The organism is Paraburkholderia sp. RL17-347-BIC-D, assembly GCF_046027915.1.
Taxonomy (GTDB): domain Bacteria; phylum Pseudomonadota; class Gammaproteobacteria; order Burkholderiales; family Burkholderiaceae; genus Paraburkholderia.
Genome location: NZ_JARESS010000004.1, coordinates 80,632 through 98,232, shown reverse-complemented (window position 1 = coordinate 98,232; position 17,601 = coordinate 80,632). Strand labels below are relative to the sequence as shown.

Genomic DNA, 17,601 nt, shown 5'->3' with positions numbered 1-17,601 from the left:
GTTGCGAAAGTACCGGGCTTTTTTTATCGATACACCACCGCATTCACGCCGGCGAAAACCGAATCACACCATCCGCATCCTGCTTACGCTTCAACTCACCCGCAAGCCACAGCAGATGCAAGTGCGCCAGCGCTTCCCCCATCGCAAACGTCATCTGATGGATATCGAGTTGGCGCTTGAACATGAGCGGCACGATATCCGCGGCGCTCTGCGGTTTCTCTGCACACGCCTCGCGCACTTCGGCCAGACGCGCGTCGTGATGCTCGCGCAATTGCCGGATGCGGGTGCGCACGCCGCGAAACGGCTTGCCATGCGACGGCAGCACTAGCGTATCTTCCGGCATCGTCTCGTAACGGCCGAGCGACTCCAGATACAGCGCCAGCGGCGAGCCTTCCGGCTCCATATCGAACACCGACACGTTAGTCGAGATACGCGGTAGAACCATGTCGCCCGAAATCAGCACACCGGTCTCTTCGCAGAACAGCGCGCAGTGTTCCGGCGAATGGCCAAAACCGGTCACCACGTGCCACGTTTTGCCGCCGATCTTCACGCCATCGGCTTCGCGCAAGCGGCGATACTGCCCCGGAATCGCCGGCACGAGGCTCGCGTAATAGCTCTTGCGATTGCGCAGTTTCTCAAGCGATTCCTCGTCGGTCACGCCGTGCCGCGCGAAGTGCCGCGCCGCGCCCTCGCCGCCCGCATTCGAACCGTCGCCGGCGCCCATTACGCGCGCCTGCATGTATTCGCCGAGCGTCATCCATAGCCGCACGTCCCAGCGCTTCTTGTCGCCACCCGCGCAGATCCAGTGCGCGAGGCCGATGTGATCGGGATGGCAATGCGTGACGATCACGCGCAGCACCGGCAGGCCGTCAAGCACCGAGTCGAACACTTTCTCCCAGTTCTCCTTGATCGTGTCCGAGGTGATGCCGCAATCGACCACCGTCCAGCCCTGCTGGCCGTCGACCTCATCGCGTAGCAGCCAGAGGTTGATGTGATCCAGGGCAAAAGGCAGCGGCATGCGCAGCCAGAACACACCTGGCGCGACTTCCATCGCGTGGCCCGCGTCCGGCAAGGTGTCGCTGAACGGGTAGTCGAGTTGATGTTCGAGTGCATTCATTGTGGGTGTCTTCCTCCGTCGGCCGTCCGGCATGGCGAGGTATGCGATGCCGGGCGGCGTGGTTGCGGCGTGCGAGTGACGTACCGCCGCCGTACTGCGCCTGGTTGCGTTCAACTCAAGTTGACGATAACGTAAACGTCGATTCTATCGTTCAATCTGATTTTCTGCCCGGCCACGGAATGCCCCGATGAACACGCAATACACGATCACCGAGCTCGCGCGGGAATTCGACGTCACGCCGCGCGCCATCCGCTTCTACGAAGATCAGGGTTTACTCTCACCAAGCCGCGAAGGATCGAGCGGATTGCGGCGCGTTTATTCGGGCCGCGATCGAACGCGTCTGAAACTCACGTTGCGCGGCAAACGGCTCGGCTTCACGTTGTCGGAGATTCGCGATCTGCTGGACGTGTACGAGTCGCCCACCGACACGGTGCCGCAGTTGCATGCGTTCCTCGCCACGGTGGCGCGTCATCGCGAAGTGCTGGAGCGCCAACTGGAGGACCTGAACGCGACGCTCGAAGACCTCGCGCAATACGAAACCCAGGCGCGCGCGTTGCTGGAAAGCGGCACGCGCGAAGCCAAACCGGCATGAACGGCGCTCGGCGAAATATTTTTTGTCGAGAGTTACGCCTGTTAAGGCATGCCAAACTGAGGCATTAAGCGGAGATAGTCTGAAAGTCGGCGAACGCCTGATAACGCGCGAAGGCGCCAAGGCACGAGTCGAGCGGCGCGATGCGTCGCGGGTCCACCCGAACGATACAATCACGGGTGTCTTCACGACATGAGACGAATGCACGGTCGACATGAATCACTTCCCCAAACTGTTGTCGTCGCAAATCGGCTTTGACCTCGCGCAAACAATGCTCGAAGGATTCGACCGGCATTACCGGATCTTTCGCGACGCCGCGATCCATGCCAAAACGCTCTTTGAAAAGGCCGACTGGCACGGTCTGCAGAAGCTCGCGCGCGATCGCATTACCTCATACGACGAGCGCGTCGACGAATGCGTCGAATTGCTCGAAGACGAATACGACGCGGAAAAAATCGACAGCGAAGTGTGGCAGCAGATCAAGCTGCATTACATCGGCCTTTTGACCACGCACCGCCAGCCGGAGTGCGCGGAAACGTTTTTCAATTCGGTGTGCTGCAAGATCCTGCACCGCTCGTACTTCAACAACGACTTCATTTTCGTGCGCCCGGCCATCTCGACCGAATACATCGAGAACGACGAGCCGGCCGCGAAGCCGACTTACCGTGCATACTATCCCGGCAAGGACGGGCTCGCGGCGACGCTCGAACGCATCGTCACGAACTTCCAGCTGGAGCCGCCGTTCGAAGACCTGACGCGCGACGCCAGCTGCGTGATGCAGGCGATCCACGACGCGTTCGGCGTGTTCGACGAAGCGGCCAACTTCCAGATTCACGTGCTCTCGTCGCTGTTTTACCGGAACAAGTCGGCATATATCGTCGGACGGATCATCAACGGCGATCTGCTGCTGCCGTTCGCCGTGCCCTTGCGTCACGTGACGCCGGGCGTGCTCGCGCTCGACACGGTGCTGCTCAAGCGCGACCAGTTGCTGATCATTTTCAGCTTCTCGCATTCGTACTTCCTGGTGGACATGGAAGTGCCGTCCGCGTACGTCGAATTTCTCGGCACGATCATGCAGGGCAAGCCGAAGGCGGAAATCTATACGTCGGTGGGTTTGCAGAAGCAGGGCAAGAATCTGTTCTATCGCGACCTGCTGCACCATCTGTCGCATTCGAGCGATCAGTTCATCGTCGCGCCCGGCATCAAGGGGCTCGTGATGCTGGTGTTTACGCTGCCGTCGTTTCCGTACGTGTTCAAGTTGATCAAGGACAACTTCCCACCGCCTAAGGAAACCACGCGTGCGCAGATCCAGGGCAAGTATCAGCTCGTCAAGCGGCACGACCGCTTGGGTCGCATGGCCGACACGCTCGAATATTCGAGCGTCGCGTTGCCCCGCTCTCGCCTCGACGACGCGCTGGTGCGCGAGCTCGAAAGGGAAGTGCCGTCGCTGATCGAATACGACGGCGACAACCTGGTGATTCGACATATGTATATCGAGCGCCGCATGGTGCCGCTCAACCTGTTCCTGCAGAACGGCAACGACGAGGACGTCGAGCACGGCATCAAGGAATACGGCAACGCGGTGAAGGAACTGATGCAGGCGAACATCTTCCCAGGCGACATGCTGTACAAGAACTTCGGCGTGACGCGTCATGGCCGCGTCGTGTTCTACGACTACGACGAAATCGAATATCTGACCGACTGCAACGTGCGCGCGGTGCCGGCGCCGCGTAACGAGGAGGACGAAATGTCAGGCGAGCCGTGGTACTCCGTCGGCCCGCACGACATCTTCCCGGAAACGTACGGCACATTTTTGCTCGGCGACCCACGCGTGCGCCGTTCCTTCATGCAGCATCACGCGGACTTCTTCGATCCTGCGCTATGGCAACGGCACAAGGATCATCTATTGAAAGGCGAACTGCCCGACTTTTTCCCGTACGACGACAGCGTGCGCTTCTGCAACCGCTATCCGGAACGCTTTGCCGATGCCGCCGGCCGCGCATCGCCCGCGCCGGACGCGCCAGCCGACGAGCGCAGCGTGCGGGTGGCGTGAAGCTCATACGCACCCGGCAGCGTTGACTGCCGCGTCCGAACCTTATGTAACGACATCGACCGGTCAATCGGTCGAGCAACCGCCAAGACGCAACATGAACACAAACGATTCCACTCCCGACAATCCGCTCTCGCATCTGTTCGACAACAACGAAGCGTGGGTCGCCCGCAAGTTGTCCGAAGACCCCGAGTATTTCTCGCGTCTCGCGCATCAGCAGACGCCCGAGTATCTGTGGATCGGCTGCTCCGATTCGCGCGTGCCGGCAAACCAGATCATCGGCTTGCCGCCGGGCGAAGTGTTCGTGCACAGAAACATCGCCAACGTAGTGGTGCATACCGATCTGAACTGTCTCTCGGTGATCCAGTTCGCCGTCGATCTGCTGAAGGTCAAGCACATCATGGTGGTCGGCCACTACGGCTGCTCGGGTGTCGGCGCGGCGCTGCATGGCCGTCGCGTGGGTCTCGCGGACAACTGGCTGCATCACGTGCAGGACGTGCGCACCAAGCATGCGGCGCTGATCGAGGAATGGCCGCTCGGCGAGGTTCGGCACCGGCGGCTGGTCGAACTGAACGCGATCGAACAGGTGATGAACGTGTGCCGCACCACCATCGTCAACGATGCGTGGGCGCGTGGCCAGGAGTTGACGGTGCACGGCTGGGCGTACGGCGTGCATGACGGCAAGGTGCGCAACCTCGGCATGACGATCAGCGAGCCGGCTGCGCTCGATGCAACCTATCAGAAGTGCGTCGCGGCGGTGTCGGCGAGCGGCGCGCACAAGGCAGAGAACGACGTGGTCGCCGCCGATGCGGCGCAGCTCGGCGACGTGCCGGCTATCGTCGAAGGCGTAATCAAGGAGCTTAATCATGAGTGAGACAAAAGGTGATCCGATCGTCATCGTAGGCGTGGCTCGCACGCCAATGGCGGCATTTCAAGGCGACTTCGCCGCGCTGACCGCACCGCAGTTGGGCTCGGTGGCGATCCAGGCGGCCGTGCAGCGCGCGGGCCTGAAGCCCGAACAGATCGACGAAGTGGTAATGGGCTGCGTGCTGCCCGCCGGCCTCGGCCAGGCGCCCGCGCGTCAGGCCGCGCTCGGCGCCGGCTTGCCGCTCGCCACCGGCAGCACCACGGTGAACAAGATGTGCGGCTCCGGCATGCGCGCGGCGATGTTCGCGCACGACATGCTCGCCGCGGGCTCCGTCGACGTGATCGTCGCGGGCGGCATGGAAAGCATGTCGAATGCGCCGTACCTCCTGCCCAAAGCGCGCGGCGGCATGCGCATGGGCCACGGCCAGGTGATCGACCACATGTTCTACGACGGCCTCGAAGACGCCTACGAAAAAGGCCGTCTGATGGGTACCTTCGCCGAAGAATGCGCGGCGTCGTTCGACTTCACGCGCGAGGCGCAGGACGCGTTTGCCGTCGAGTCGCTCAATCGTGCGAAGCGCGCGAACGAAGACGGCTCGTTCGCCTGGGAAATCGCGCCGGTGAAAGTAGAGAGCCGCAAAGGCGATGTCACCATCGATCGCGACGAACAGCCGTTCAAGGCGAATCTCGAAAAGATTCCGACGCTCAAACCCGCGTTCAGCAAAACCGGCACGGTGACGGCGGCGAACTCGTCGTCGATTTCCGACGGCGCGGCCGCACTCGTCATGATGCGCGAGTCGACAGCGAAGCGTCTCGGCGTCGAGCCGATCGCGCGCGTGGTCGGTCACTCGACCTTCGCGCAGGAACCGGCGAAGTTCACCACCGCGCCGGTCGGGGCGATTCGCAAACTGTTCGAGAAGAACGGCTGGCGCGCCGACGAGGTCGATCTGTATGAGGTCAACGAGGCGTTCGCCGTGGTGACGATGGCGGCCATGAAGGAACACCATCTGCCGCACGAGAAGGTCAACGTGAATGGCGGCGCCTGTGCGCTCGGCCATCCGATCGGCGCGTCGGGTGCGCGGATTCTCGTCACGCTGATCGGCGCGCTGAAGAAGCGCGGGCTGAAGCGTGGCGTCGCGACGCTGTGCATCGGCGGCGGCGAAGCGACGGCAATGGGTATCGAACTGGTGTAACGCGCGTTTCCACAGCGCTTTATTTTGACGGCCTGGGGTATTCGATGAAGACAGTGTTGATCGTCGGTGCGTCGCGCGGCATCGGCCAGGAGTTTGTACGGCAGTACAAAAAGAGCGGCTGGCGCGTGCTCGCCACCGCGCGCGACGGCGCCGCGCTCGACGCGTTGAACGAACTCGGCGCCGAAACGTTTTCGCTCGATGTGAGCGCGCCCGAGGAGATCGCCGCGCTCGGCTGGAAGCTCGACGGTGAACGGCTCGATGCGGCGATCCTGGTGTCGGGCGTGTACGGCCCGCGCACGGAAGGCATCGAGACGATTACCGCAGAAGACTTCGACCACGTCATGCACACCAACGTGCGCGGACCGATGCAATTGATGCCGATCCTGCTGCCGCTCGTCGAAGAGGCCGACGGCGTGTTCGCGGTGATTTCGAGCAAGATGGGCAGCATCGGCGACGCGAGCGGCACGACCGGCTGGCTGTATCGGGCGAGCAAGGCGGCGTTGAACGACGCGCTGAAACTCGCGTCGCTGGAAGCAAAGCGCGCCGTGTGCGTTTCGTTGCATCCGGGCTGGGTGCGCACCGATATGGGCGGCGCCCAGGCGGCGATCGATCCGGCGCGCAGCGTCACCGGCATGCGTGAAGTGCTGGCGCAGGCCGCGGCCGCGCACGACGAGTTCAACGGCCGCTTCTATCAATACGACGGCACGCTGCTCGACTGGTGAACAACGAGCTTGCATGGGACCAAAGTAAGCGCTAAAGCGCCAACTCTGGTCGACAGGAGACAGACTCATGGTGCTTGATCAGGATCACTTGATGGTCCGCGACGCGCTGCGCACCTTCGTGCGCGAAGCGATCACGCCGCATGCGGCGGCGTGGGATCGCGAGCGCACTTTTCCAAAGGACGTGCATCGGCAACTCGCCGGACTCGGCGCATACGGCGTGCTGGTGCCCGAAACGTACGGCGGCGCCGGCATGGACGCGCTGGCGCTCGCTTTGATTCTCGAAGAGATCGCTGCCGGCGACGGCGGCACCTCGACGGCCATCTCCGTCAACAACTGCCCGGTGTGCAGCATTCTGCTGACCTATGGCAACGATGCGCAGAAACGCGACTGGCTGACGCCGCTCGCACGCGGCGAAATGCTCGGCGCGTTTTGCCTGACCGAACCGCAAGCCGGTTCCGATGCTTCCGCGCTACGAACCACTGCGACACGCGACGGCGACGCGTATGTGCTGAACGGCGTCAAACAGTTCATCACGAGCGGCAAGAACGGCAACGTCGCGATCGTGATGGCCGTGACCGACAAAGCCGCGGGCAAGCGCGGCATCAGCGCGTTTATCGTGCCCACCGATACGAAGGGCTACGTCGTCGCACGGGTGGAAGACAAGCTCGGGCAGCATTCGTCGGATACGGCGCAGATCATCTTCGAGGACTGCCGCGTGCCAGCCGCGAACCTGATCGGCGCGGAAGGCGAAGGCTACCGGATCGCACTGTCGGGGCTCGAAGGCGGCCGCATCGGTATTGCCGCGCAAAGCGTCGGCATGGCGCGCGCCGCGTTCGAAGCGGCGTTGAGCTATGCGAAGGAGCGCGAAAGCTTCGGCGCGCCGCTCTTTTCGCACCAGGCCGTGCAATTCCGCCTCGCCGACATGGCGACGCAACTCGAAGCCGCGCGTCAGTTGATCTGGCACGCCGCGTCGTTGAAGGACGCCGGCCAACCGTGTCTGACCGAAGCCGCGATGGCCAAGCTATTCGCTTCCGAAGCCGCGGAGCGGATCTGTTCGGCCGCCTTACAGATTCATGGCGGCTACGGCTACCTGAGCGACTTCCCGGTCGAGCGCATTTACCGCGATGTGCGCGTGTGCCAGATCTACGAAGGCACCAGCGACATCCAGAAAATTTTGATCGCGCGCGGTCTTGGCTGAAAGTCTGATGAATAAGCAACTGTTGGCAATGCAACGACCATCCGACTGTCCCTGCGGCGGCGCCGCGCCCGACCAGCGCAGCGGCGCCAGGGCGCCGCGCTTCGCGCAGTGCTGCGGGCGCTATATCGACGGCGGCGAAGCGGCGCCACGCGCCCTTGAACTGATGCGTTCGCGCTATAGCGCGTATGTTGTCGGCGCAACGGATTATCTGCGCGCCACGTGGGCGCCTCACACCTGCCCCGCCGATCTCGACGTCGACCTGGCCGCACCCGACGCGCCGCGTTGGCTCGGACTGCAAATCAAGGCGTTCGCTGAAACCGGCGCCGATCACGCCACGGTCGAATTCGTCGCACGTTATAAGGTGGGCGGCCGCGCACACCGGCTGCACGAACTGAGCCGCTTCGTTCGCGGCGACGATGGCCGCTGGCGCTATGTCGACGGCGACGTCAGCGAATAAAGTCCCTTTCTGCCCCTTACAAGACGCCACAGCGTCCTTACGCCGCGCTCACATATGGCCCTGATAGCAGGGCCATTTTTTGTTGGCTCGATGCCACAAGACCCGCGCCGCGCCTGATTGTTTCGTTGCGCCAAACACCGGCGAGGCCTGTATCGAGCGGCCTGAGGCGGCAAATCAGCACGCCGCAACTGATGGTTCGCGGGTTCTCCTTGATTGCACAAAACAAAATTGTCGTGCCAGGATGAGGCTGTAGCTTCATGACGTCACGTTGCGAGAGCCGGTCCATACCAACTCCGCAAAATGCGCAGGAAGCCCTGCCGGACACCAGACAGTGTGGTTCCGGCGGCGGTTTCAGGCAGCAGCCGTGACGCTCATCATCGGCGCGTGGGGTCGCGTCGGCCGTTTGGGTTCATCCCGTGCGATCTCGATTAGCGTGCGTGCGCCTCTGGCGCACTCCGTACGCGAGTGTGTTTTTGTTTGTCGAAAACCTGCCCGAAAGGCAAATGTCAGCAATGACTTTCGACGAACAGGCATCACGGTGTTCAGGGCAGGTTTTTGAGGCAGGTGCGTGAATGGTGTTCAGCAAGGTTCTGACGAAGTGTGCGGTGATCTGTGCAGCGGCTGCGTGCGCTGTCGCACTCGCACATGCCGATCCGCTCGCGGACACCCAGGCGGGGCCGTTGACCCGCGCGCACGTGCCGCGCATCGCGCTCGACGACGACGTCTATCTGCCCACCGCAGGTCTGAACGAACAGATCATCCGCGTACCGGTTGACGCAGCCGGCACCGTCACCCTTGAAACGACGATCTACAAACCGGACGGCGCTGGCCCGTTTCCGATGATCGTTTTCAACCACGGCAAGATCCCCGGCGATCCGCACACGCAGGAACGCAGCGACCCGCTGCCGTTCGCGCGCGAATTCGTGCGGCGCGGCTACGTGGTGGTGGCGCCGAACCGCCAGGGTTTCGGCCACTCGGACGGCGTGTATCAGCAGGATGGTTGCGACGTCGAAAAGAACGGCATCGGCCAGGCCGGCGATGTCGCCGCGACGGTCGACTTCATGTCGAAGCAGCCTTACGTGGACGCCACGCATATCGTCGTGGCCGGTACCTCGCACGGCGGTCTTGCAACGATGGCATACGGCACGGAAGCCGCGTCGGGCGTGCGGGCGCTGATCAATTTCTCGGGCGGCTTGCGGCAGGATGCGTGCAGTGACTGGCAAGGCAATCTGACGCGTGCGTTCGGCGCGTATGGCGAGAAGACCAAGGTGCCGTCGCTGTGGATGTACGGCGATAACGATTCGGTCTGGAACGCGCCGTTGGTGGCGGGCATGTACGCCGCTTATGGCGCGCATGGCGCGAGCGCGAAGATGGTGGATTTCGGCAACTACAAGAACGACGCGCATCGTCTGGTCGGTGATCGCGATGGTGTGCACGTATGGTGGCCGGCTGTCGAGGCGTTCCTTGCGCAAGTGGGGATGCCGACTGGTGTGCAGTATCGGGTGTCGGATCCGTCCATGCCAAAGGCGAGCGGGTTTGCTGCTGTCGATGCGGTCGACGCCGTGCCGTTTGTCGATGAAGCCGGGCGTAATGGGTATCGGAATTTCTTGCATCAGTTTCCTAGTCGGGCGTTTGCTGTTTCTGATTCAGGGGCCTGGTCCTGGGCTGAAGGTGGTGATGATCCGATGTCTGTCGCGGTCGCGAATTGCCAGAAGCAGTCTTCCGCGCCTTGCCGGTTGTATGCGGTGAATAATGCGGTTGTTTGGGGGGATCGGTCTTCCCAGACGGCTGATGGTGGGGTTGCTGCTGGTGGCGCCGATGCGCGGCGGGCTATTGCTAGTCGGGAATAAGGGTTGAGGATTTGTGCCTGCTCGGCTCTTTTTTTGTCTGTGTTCTCTGAGGCGTTGGCCTTCCCTTGAATTCATGGTGGTCTATTGGCGTTGCCCCTGTGCGGGGCGGCACCTACTTTCTTTGCATGCCGCAAAGAAAGTAGGCAAAGAAAGCGGCTTCACACCGCTAACTCTTAAGCGGATCCCTCGCGCAGTCGCGGTAGTGGTGCATCTGGAATCCGTGCCCCCGCACATTCAGCCCCAGTGACAAAGCCGTCATTCTTCCGGCAGCGCTACGCGCGCCGTCGCGGTAATTCATCGAACCATCAGTTAGCTCTCGCGCCAGCGGTACTTTTTGGCTGGCCGCCCATTTTTGCGCCAGCGATCTTCGCGTCCACAGCCTTCGATGCAGCAACGTCCTTCGGCGCGACGCCGAGGCAAGCCCGACGGCCCCCACCGCGCACAAACAAAGCCACTGGTTTCAGGCAGGCCGTTCCGGCGAGCACGTAGTGCGAGGCGGGAAGTATGACTGCCTTGTCACTCACATCGAATGTGCGGGGGCACGAATTCCAGATGCACCACTGCCTCCTCCAAGCCAGGGGACCCGCTTATAAGCTGGCGGTGTGAAGCCGCTTTCTTTGCCTACTTTCTTTGCGGCATGCAAAGAAAGTAGGTGCCGCCCCGCACAGGGGCAACGCCAATAGACCACCGTGAATTCAAGGAAAGGCCAACACCTCAGAGAACACAGACAAAAAAACACCCGCCGAGCAGGCACAAACCCCAAATCCCCGCCAGTAACTTGCAACTACTTTGCCGTCGTCAACTCCGCCGATCATTCACCTTCACGCAGAAACAGAAACCACCTGCTCCGAACATCGCCAAACCCCAGCCCCGCGGGCAAAAAACCGCGCTCACACCCCTAGTGCAGAGCACGAAATAAACCGCTAATCTCGACCCCGCAAGCCCGCCAAGGGCCGCGCGCAGCGCAGAAAAAAGTGCGCATGAGGCTCGAAAAGGCCCTAAAAAAGCCACGCCGCGCAGCGGCAAAAAAGCACCCCGTGGAGTACCCCTTTGGAAAACCCAGCACCACCATCAGCAGCCCCCGAAGACTGGATCGCCCGCAGCCTCCGAGCTGTCTGGCACCCCTGCACGCAGATGAAGCACCACGAACGCCTGCCGCTGGTGCCCGTCGCGCGCGGTCAAGGCGCGTGGCTCTACGATCGCGCCGGTCATCGTTATCTGGATGCCATCAGCTCCTGGTGGGTCAACCTGTTCGGTCACGCCAATCCGCGCATCAACGCGGCACTGAAAGACCAACTCGACACGCTCGAACACGCCATGCTCGCCGGCTGCACGCACGAACCGGCCATCGAACTCGCGGAGCGGCTCAGCGCGCTCACGAACAACACGCTGGGCCACGCATTCTTCGCGTCGGATGGCGCGTCCGCCGTCGAAATCGCCCTGAAGATGAGCTTCCACTCGTGGCGCAATCGCGGTTTCGCCGATAAGCAGGAATTCGTGTGCGTCGCCAACAGCTATCACGGCGAAACCATCGGCGCGCTCGGCGTCACCGATGTCGCGCTCTTCAAGGACGCCTACGATCCGTTGATCCGCCACGCGCACGTCGTGGCATCACCCGACGCGCGCCTCGCGCAAGCCGACGAAACCGCCGCCGATGTCGCACGCCGTGCGCTCGATCACGTTCGCTCGCTGTTCGACGCACGCGCCACGAAAATCGCCGCGCTGATCGTCGAGCCGCTGGTGCAGTGCGCGGCCGGCATGGCCATGCACGACGCGTCGTATATCGCGGGATTGCGCGCCTTGTGCGATCAATACGGCGTGCATCTGATCGCCGATGAAATCGCCGTCGGCTGCGGACGCACCGGCACCTTCTTCGCATGCGAACAGGCCGGCATCTGGCCGGACTTTCTCTGTCTGTCGAAAGGCATCAGCGGCGGCTATCTGCCGCTCTCGATCGTGCTGTCCCGTGATGAAATTTTCGAAGCCTTCTATCACGACGACACCGCGCGCGGCTTCCTGCACTCGCATTCGTACACCGGCAATCCGCTCGCCTGCCGTGCGGCGCTCGCCACGCTCGATCTGTTCGCGAGCGACAACGTGCTCGCCGTCAACGCGCAAAAATCCGCGAAGCTGAAGGCCGCGCTCGCGCCGCTCGCGGAGCACAAGCAAGTCCGCAATCTGCGCCAATGCGGCACGATCTTCGCGTTCGACACCGTGATCGACGATGCCCAGCAAGCCAAAACATTCTCGCGCCGCTTCTTCGAAAACGCGTTGCAGCGCGAACTGCTTCTGCGCCCGATTTCGACTACGGTGTATCTGATGCCTCCTTATATCCTCGACGACGAAGAACTCGCGCTGCTCGCCTCGCGCACGCGCGAAACCTTCGAAGCCACGCTCGCGGAGACCCGCTGATGCACCTGCTCGACACGCTCACCGAAGGCCTGAAGGAAATCGACGCGCGCGGCCTGCGCCGTCGCCGCCGCACCGCCGACACACCGTGCGCGGCGCACATGACAGTGGACGGCCGCGAAATCATCGGCTTCGCCAGTAACGACTATCTGGGCCTCGCCGCGCATCCGCAGCTCATCGCGGCGATCGCGGAAGGCGCGCAACGTTATGGCGCGGGTAGCGGCGGCTCGCATCTGCTCGGCGGCCACTCGCGCGCGCATGCGCAACTCGAAGACGATCTCGCGGAATTCGCGGGCGGCTTCGTCGACAACGCGCGCGCGCTCTACTTCAGCACCGGCTACATGGCGAATCTCGCCACCCTCACCGCGCTCGCGGGCCGCGGCACGACGCTCTTCTCCGATGCGCTGAATCACGCGTCGCTGATCGACGGCGCGCGTCTGTCACGCGCCGACGTGCAGATCTACCCGCACTGCGATACAGAAGCGCTGAGTGCGATGCTCGAAGCCTCGGACGCCGACGTCAAGGTGATCGTCTCCGATACCGTCTTCAGCATGGACGGCGATATCGCGCCACTGCCGCGCCTGCTCGAACTCGCGGAGCAACACGGCGCGTGGCTGATCGTCGACGACGCGCACGGTTTCGGCGTGCTCGGCCCGCAAGGCCGCGGCGCGATCGCGCAAGCCGCGCTGCGCTCGCCAAACCTCATTTCGATCGGTACGCTCGGCAAGGCGGCCGGCGTCTCCGGCGCGTTCGTCACGGCGCATGAGACGGTGATCGAGTGGCTCGTGCAGCGCGCGCGCCCGTACATCTTCACCACGGCATCGGTGCCGGCCGCGGCGCACGCGGTGTCGGCGAGCCTGCGCATCATCGGTGGCGAGGAAGGCGACGCGCGGCGCGCGCATCTTCAGCAATTGATCGAACGCACGCGCGCCATGCTGAAGGCGACGCCGTGGCTGCCGGTCGACTCGCATACGGCCGTGCAACCGCTCATCATCGGCGCGAACGAAGCCACGCTCGACATCGCGGCCACGCTCGATCGCGCGGGTCTGTGGGTGCCGGCGATCCGTCCGCCGACCGTGCCCACCGGCACGTCGCGTTTGCGTATTTCGCTATCGGCCGCGCACTCGCAAGCGGACCTCGACCGGCTCGAAGCAGGCTTGCAGCAACTCGGAGCGAAAGCGGCATGAGTGGCTCGAGTCAAAACGCACTGTCCTTATTCGTCACTGGCACCGATACGGAAATCGGCAAGACGTTCGTCTCGTCGGCGTTGTTGCGCGGCTTCGTCCGCGAAGGCCTGCAAGCCGCCGCGATGAAGCCGATCGCCGCCGGCGCATTCGAACTGAACGGCGTGCTGCACAACGAAGACGCGGATCAACTCGATGCCGCGTCGAACGTCCTGCTGCCGCCCGAAATGCGCACGCCCTATCTGCTGAAGGAACCGGCCGCGCCGCATATCGCGGCCGCGCTGGAAAACGTGACATTCGATCTCGACCATATCGTCGACTGTCATGCGCAAGCTCTCAAGCGCGCGGAGATCGTCGTGGTGGAAGGCGTCGGCGGCTTTCGTGTGCCGTTGACGGCCACTCAGGACACCGCCGATCTAGCCGTTGCCTTGAAGCTACCGGTCGTGCTGGTGGTCGGCATGCGGCTCGGCTGCATCAGCCATGCGTTGCTCACCGCCGAAGCAATCGCCGCGCGCGGGCTCACGCTCGCCGGCTGGGTCGCGAACCGCATCGATCCGGACATGACGTTCCCTGATGAAAACATCGCGTCGATCCGCGAGCATCTCGCCCGCGAATACGACGCGCCGCTGCTCGGCATCGTGCCGCATCTGAGTCCGGCTTCGTCCGAACTCGCAGCGGCGCAACTCGACATCAACCGGCTTTTGCAGACGCTGCGGCACACGCAGCGCTGAAAAACTCACACATCCATCCATGAGGATTGACGACATGACACAACTGAACATCGCTCCCACGGCTGCCGACACGGCAGTGGCAAACAACAATGCCAACGCCGCGGCAACCAAGCAGGTCGCGCGCTGGCGCGTCGCCGACATCGTCGCGTTGTACGAACTGCCGTTCAACGATCTGATGTTCAAGGCACAGCAAACCCATCGCGAGCATTTCGATGCGAACACCGTGCAACTGTCGACGCTGCTGTCGATCAAGACCGGCGGCTGCGAAGAAGATTGCGCGTACTGTCCGCAGTCGGTGCATCACGACACGGGCCTGCAAGCCGATAAGCTGATGCCGGTCGACGAAGTGCTCGCCGCCGCGAAAGTCGCCAAGGAAAACGGCGCGACGCGCTTCTGCATGGGCGCCGCGTGGCGCAATCCGAAAGACCGTCACCTCGAACCGATCAAGGACATGATTCGCGGCGTAAAGGCCATGGGTCTGGAAACCTGCGTGACGCTCGGCATGCTCGAAACGCATCAGGCGCAAGGACTGCGCGAAGCGGGCCTCGACTACTACAACCACAACCTCGATACGTCGCCGGAATTCTACGGGCAGATCATTTCGACGCGCACGTATCAGGATCGCCTCGACACGCTCGAACGCGTGCGCGATGCAGGCATCAACGTGTGCTGCGGCGGGATTGTCGGCCTGGGTGAATCGCGCCGTGAGCGCGCCGGCCTGATCGCGCAACTCGCGAACATGGAGCCGTATCCGGAATCGGTGCCCATCAACAATCTGGTGCAGGTGGAAGGCACGCCGCTGACCGGCACCGAAGCGATCGACCCGTTCGAATTCGTGCGTACGATCGCGGTTGCGCGCATCACCATGCCGCGCGCGATGGTGCGTTTGTCGGCCGGACGCGAGCAGATGGACGAAGCGCTGCAGGCATTGTGCTTCCTCGCTGGCGCGAATTCGATTTTTTACGGCGATCAGTTGCTGACCACCAGCAACCCGCAAGCAGAAGCGGACCGCAAGCTGCTCGAACGTCTCGGCATTCGCGCCGAGGCCGCGCAACAGATGCCACTCGATCAAAGCGGCTGCGAGCATGGCTGCGATAAACACGCTGCGCCGAACTGAGCGTTTGTATCGCGTGAGATAAAGCACGCGCAATAAAAAAGGCTGCCTCGTTTTTGAGGCAGCTTTTTTACTTACTACACGACTGGAGCTTTACTTCTTGTCGACGATGATCTGATCAAACGTCCCGCCATCGGAGAAATGCGTTTGCTGCGCTTTCTGCCAGCTACCGAACATCTCTTCCACCGTGAACGTCTTGATCGGCTTGAACTCCGCCGCATGCTTCGCGAGCACGGTCTTGTCACGCGGACGCAGATGATGCTGCGCGATGATGTCCTGCGCGGCCGGCGACCACAGATAGTCGAGATACGCCTGCGCTTCCTTGCGCGTTCCGCGCTTGTCGACCACCTTGTCGACGATCGACACCGGCGGCGCCGCCAGCAAGCTCACCGACGGATACACCGCCTCGAAATTGCCCCCGCCCACGCCCGTGTCCATCAGCGCCACTTCGTTTTCGAAAGTCACCAGCACGTCGCCGATGCCGCGTTGCGTGAACGTGGTCGTCGCGCCGCGGCCGCCCGTGTCGAGCACCGGCACGTTCTTGAAGATCTCTTTTTCGAAATCGAGCGCCTGCGCGTCGGTGCCGCCATGCTGCTTGCGATAACCCCATGCGGCGAGATACGAGTAGCGTCCGTTGCCCGATGTCTTCGGATTCGCGATGATCACCTGCACGCCCGGCTTGGCGAGATCGTCCCAGTCCTTGATGTGCTTCGGATTGCCCTTGCGTACCAGGAACACCATCGTCGTGGTGTACGGCGCGCTGTCGTCCGGCAGACGCGCGCGCCAGTTGGCCGGCACCAGTTGGCCTTTCTCGGCGAGCAGGTCGATGTCGTTCGGCTGGTTCATCGTCACCACGTCGGCCTGCAGGCCTTGCAGCACCGACAGCGCCTGCGCGCTCGATGCGCCGTGCGACTGGCGGATCGACACGTTCTCGCCGCTCTTCTGCTTATACGCCGCGATGAAGCCGGCGTTGATGTCCTTGTACAGCTCGCGCGTCACGTCGTACGACACGTTGAGCAGCGATGTATCCGCGTGCGCCGTCGACATGCCCGCCAGCGCGAGCGTGATTGCCGTCATGCCGGCTGCCAGCCAGCGCGATGTCCCCGTCTTGCCTGCCATCTTGTCCCCGCCTATCGATGATGAAAACCAGTGGCCGCACGAACGTGCAGCGTGAAGCGGGATTCTAACGGATCGCTTACTTGGCCAGCCGTCCGTTCGCGCGTGACTCGATGCGCGAACGCCGCGGCCCAATCACTCACACAAACGCGTGCTGTGCGGCCTCGAACGGCTCCTCGCGAAAACGCAGCGGCGCCGCGCAGTGCACCAGCGTATCGACGAAATACTTGGCGCGCGGCCACGGACCGAAACCGGCCGCGGTGTTGATATGCCCCGCGTCGCCGAGATTGACGAACGCGCTGCCGAAACGCTGCGCGAGATCGCGCGAACCGGCGAGCGGCATCCACGGATCGGTTTCGCTGCCGATCATAATCGAGGGCACGCCGAGACGCCGCGCGTCGAACGGTCCCGCGAAGGCGAATTTCTGCGGACTCGCGGGCGCGACGAACAGCACGCCGACCACGTCGTTCGCATATGAGGCCTGCTGCAACGCATGCGCAGTCGCGAGGCAACCGAAGCTATGCGCGGCCAGCACGAATGGCCCGCGTTCGCGCGCCAGCAGATCGCGCAGCGATTTCGACCACAGCGCGAGGTCCGGCGCGTCCCAGTCGGCTTGCTCGACGCGCAGCGAGCGCGCGAACTGCCGCTCCAGCCAGCTCTGCCAGTGCGCGCCCTCGCTGCCGTGCAAACCGGGAACGGTGACGAGCCGCGGCGGCCATGTCGATTTGGTGCATGAAAGCATGTGTGTGCCTCGCTGCGGGAATCCGGGTAATGATTGTCCCGCCGGGCGCCGCGCGGACGAACCAAGTTTTTGTGCTTTGGTTATCGGGCAAATGAGCGAGCAAATGCGAGGATAAATGCGCAGGCAAAGGCGCCGCCACCTATGGGCCGCGCGGCGGAAAACTCACCACCGAACCGCACGCCCGTACGCAAACGCGCGCGATTCGCGTTGAAAAAGTAGAATGAAGCCTATCCATAAAAGGAGGAGGCCTCATGCCGCAAGC

At 62.9% G+C, this 17,601-nt stretch carries 16 protein-coding genes; 12 read left to right on the top strand and 4 right to left on the bottom strand.

What is annotated here, in order from left to right; translation table 11 throughout:
• Positions 1-43 precede the first annotated feature (43 nt).
• Positions 44-1,117, bottom strand: coding sequence for an MBL fold metallo-hydrolase (locus P0D96_RS07730; RefSeq protein ID WP_408284023.1), 1,074 nt, complete (start codon positions 1,115-1,117; stop codon positions 44-46).
• Between the two features lie 187 nt (positions 1,118-1,304).
• Here P0D96_RS07730 and P0D96_RS07725 point away from each other — a divergent pair, with 187 nt between their 5' ends.
• The 7 genes from P0D96_RS07725 (at position 1,305) to P0D96_RS07695 (ending at position 8,193) form a co-directional block, all read left to right on the top strand.
• Complete coding sequence (locus tag P0D96_RS07725; RefSeq protein ID WP_408248749.1) at positions 1,305-1,709, top strand: MerR family transcriptional regulator; 405 nt, start codon at positions 1,305-1,307, stop codon at positions 1,707-1,709.
• Between the two features lie 211 nt (positions 1,710-1,920).
• A complete protein-coding gene (gene aceK / locus P0D96_RS07720; RefSeq protein ID WP_408181143.1) occupies positions 1,921-3,759 on the top strand; it encodes a bifunctional isocitrate dehydrogenase kinase/phosphatase in 1,839 nt (612 codons plus the stop codon).
• A 94-nt stretch (positions 3,760-3,853) separates the two neighbouring features.
• On the top strand, positions 3,854-4,630 hold the full coding sequence (gene can, locus P0D96_RS07715; RefSeq protein ID WP_408312792.1) for a carbonate dehydratase: 777 nt from the start codon (positions 3,854-3,856) through the stop codon (positions 4,628-4,630).
• Entirely contained in the window at positions 4,623-5,816 is a 1,194-nt protein-coding gene (locus P0D96_RS07710) for an acetyl-CoA C-acetyltransferase (RefSeq protein ID WP_408312789.1), read from the top strand. Before can ends, P0D96_RS07710 begins: the two co-directional genes overlap by 8 nt.
• A gap of 44 nt (positions 5,817-5,860) precedes the next feature.
• Complete coding sequence (locus P0D96_RS07705) at positions 5,861-6,538, top strand: SDR family oxidoreductase (RefSeq protein WP_408181140.1); 678 nt, start codon at positions 5,861-5,863, stop codon at positions 6,536-6,538.
• Between the two features lie 67 nt (positions 6,539-6,605).
• Positions 6,606-7,736: an acyl-CoA dehydrogenase family protein gene (locus tag P0D96_RS07700; protein ID WP_132376265.1), complete on the top strand. Its 1,131-nt coding sequence runs from the start codon at positions 6,606-6,608 to the stop codon at positions 7,734-7,736.
• A 7-nt stretch (positions 7,737-7,743) separates the two neighbouring features.
• Positions 7,744-8,193 carry a YchJ family protein gene (locus P0D96_RS07695; RefSeq protein ID WP_132376266.1) on the top strand — a complete coding sequence of 150 codons (450 nt, stop codon included), beginning with the start codon at positions 7,744-7,746 and terminating at the stop codon, positions 8,191-8,193.
• 37 nt (positions 8,194-8,230) lie between these two features.
• Here the strand turns inward: P0D96_RS07695 and P0D96_RS07690 are convergent, their stop codons facing one another.
• Entirely contained in the window at positions 8,231-8,479 is a 249-nt protein-coding gene (locus tag P0D96_RS07690) for a hypothetical protein (protein WP_408312784.1), read from the bottom strand.
• Positions 8,480-8,765: 286 nt separating this feature from the next.
• Between P0D96_RS07690 and P0D96_RS07685 the strand changes: the two genes are divergently transcribed.
• The 5 genes from P0D96_RS07685 to bioB all read left to right on the top strand — a co-directional run bounded on the left by P0D96_RS07685 (position 8,766) and on the right by bioB (position 15,484).
• Positions 8,766-10,043 (top strand): dienelactone hydrolase family protein, encoded by a 1,278-nt coding sequence (locus P0D96_RS07685; protein WP_408312782.1) that lies wholly within the window; start codon positions 8,766-8,768, stop codon positions 10,041-10,043.
• A 1,050-nt stretch (positions 10,044-11,093) separates the two neighbouring features.
• Positions 11,094-12,455 carry an adenosylmethionine--8-amino-7-oxononanoate transaminase gene (bioA, locus tag P0D96_RS07680; RefSeq protein WP_408312779.1) on the top strand — a complete coding sequence of 454 codons (1,362 nt, stop codon included), beginning with the start codon at positions 11,094-11,096 and terminating at the stop codon, positions 12,453-12,455.
• The gene (gene bioF / locus P0D96_RS07675) at positions 12,455-13,639 is read left to right on the top strand and encodes an 8-amino-7-oxononanoate synthase (protein ID WP_408312776.1); all 1,185 of its coding nucleotides are present in this window, start codon (positions 12,455-12,457) and stop codon (positions 13,637-13,639) included. Before bioA ends, bioF begins: the two co-directional genes overlap by 1 nt.
• Positions 13,636-14,367: a dethiobiotin synthase gene (gene bioD, locus P0D96_RS07670; RefSeq protein WP_408180459.1), complete on the top strand. Its 732-nt coding sequence runs from the start codon at positions 13,636-13,638 to the stop codon at positions 14,365-14,367. The genes bioF and bioD overlap by 4 nt, the downstream gene beginning before the upstream one ends.
• Positions 14,368-14,401: 34 nt before the next feature.
• Positions 14,402-15,484: a biotin synthase BioB gene (gene bioB / locus P0D96_RS07665; protein WP_408180458.1), complete on the top strand. Its 1,083-nt coding sequence runs from the start codon at positions 14,402-14,404 to the stop codon at positions 15,482-15,484.
• A 90-nt stretch (positions 15,485-15,574) separates the two neighbouring features.
• Here bioB and P0D96_RS07660 read toward each other — a convergent pair whose 3' ends face one another.
• Positions 15,575-16,600 carry a sulfate ABC transporter substrate-binding protein gene (locus P0D96_RS07660; protein WP_408180457.1) on the bottom strand — a complete coding sequence of 342 codons (1,026 nt, stop codon included), beginning with the start codon at positions 16,598-16,600 and terminating at the stop codon, positions 15,575-15,577.
• Positions 16,601-16,736: 136 nt separating this feature from the next.
• Positions 16,737-17,339: an RBBP9/YdeN family alpha/beta hydrolase gene (locus P0D96_RS07655; protein WP_408180456.1), complete on the bottom strand. Its 603-nt coding sequence runs from the start codon at positions 17,337-17,339 to the stop codon at positions 16,737-16,739.
• Positions 17,340-17,601: the final 262 nt, after the last annotated feature.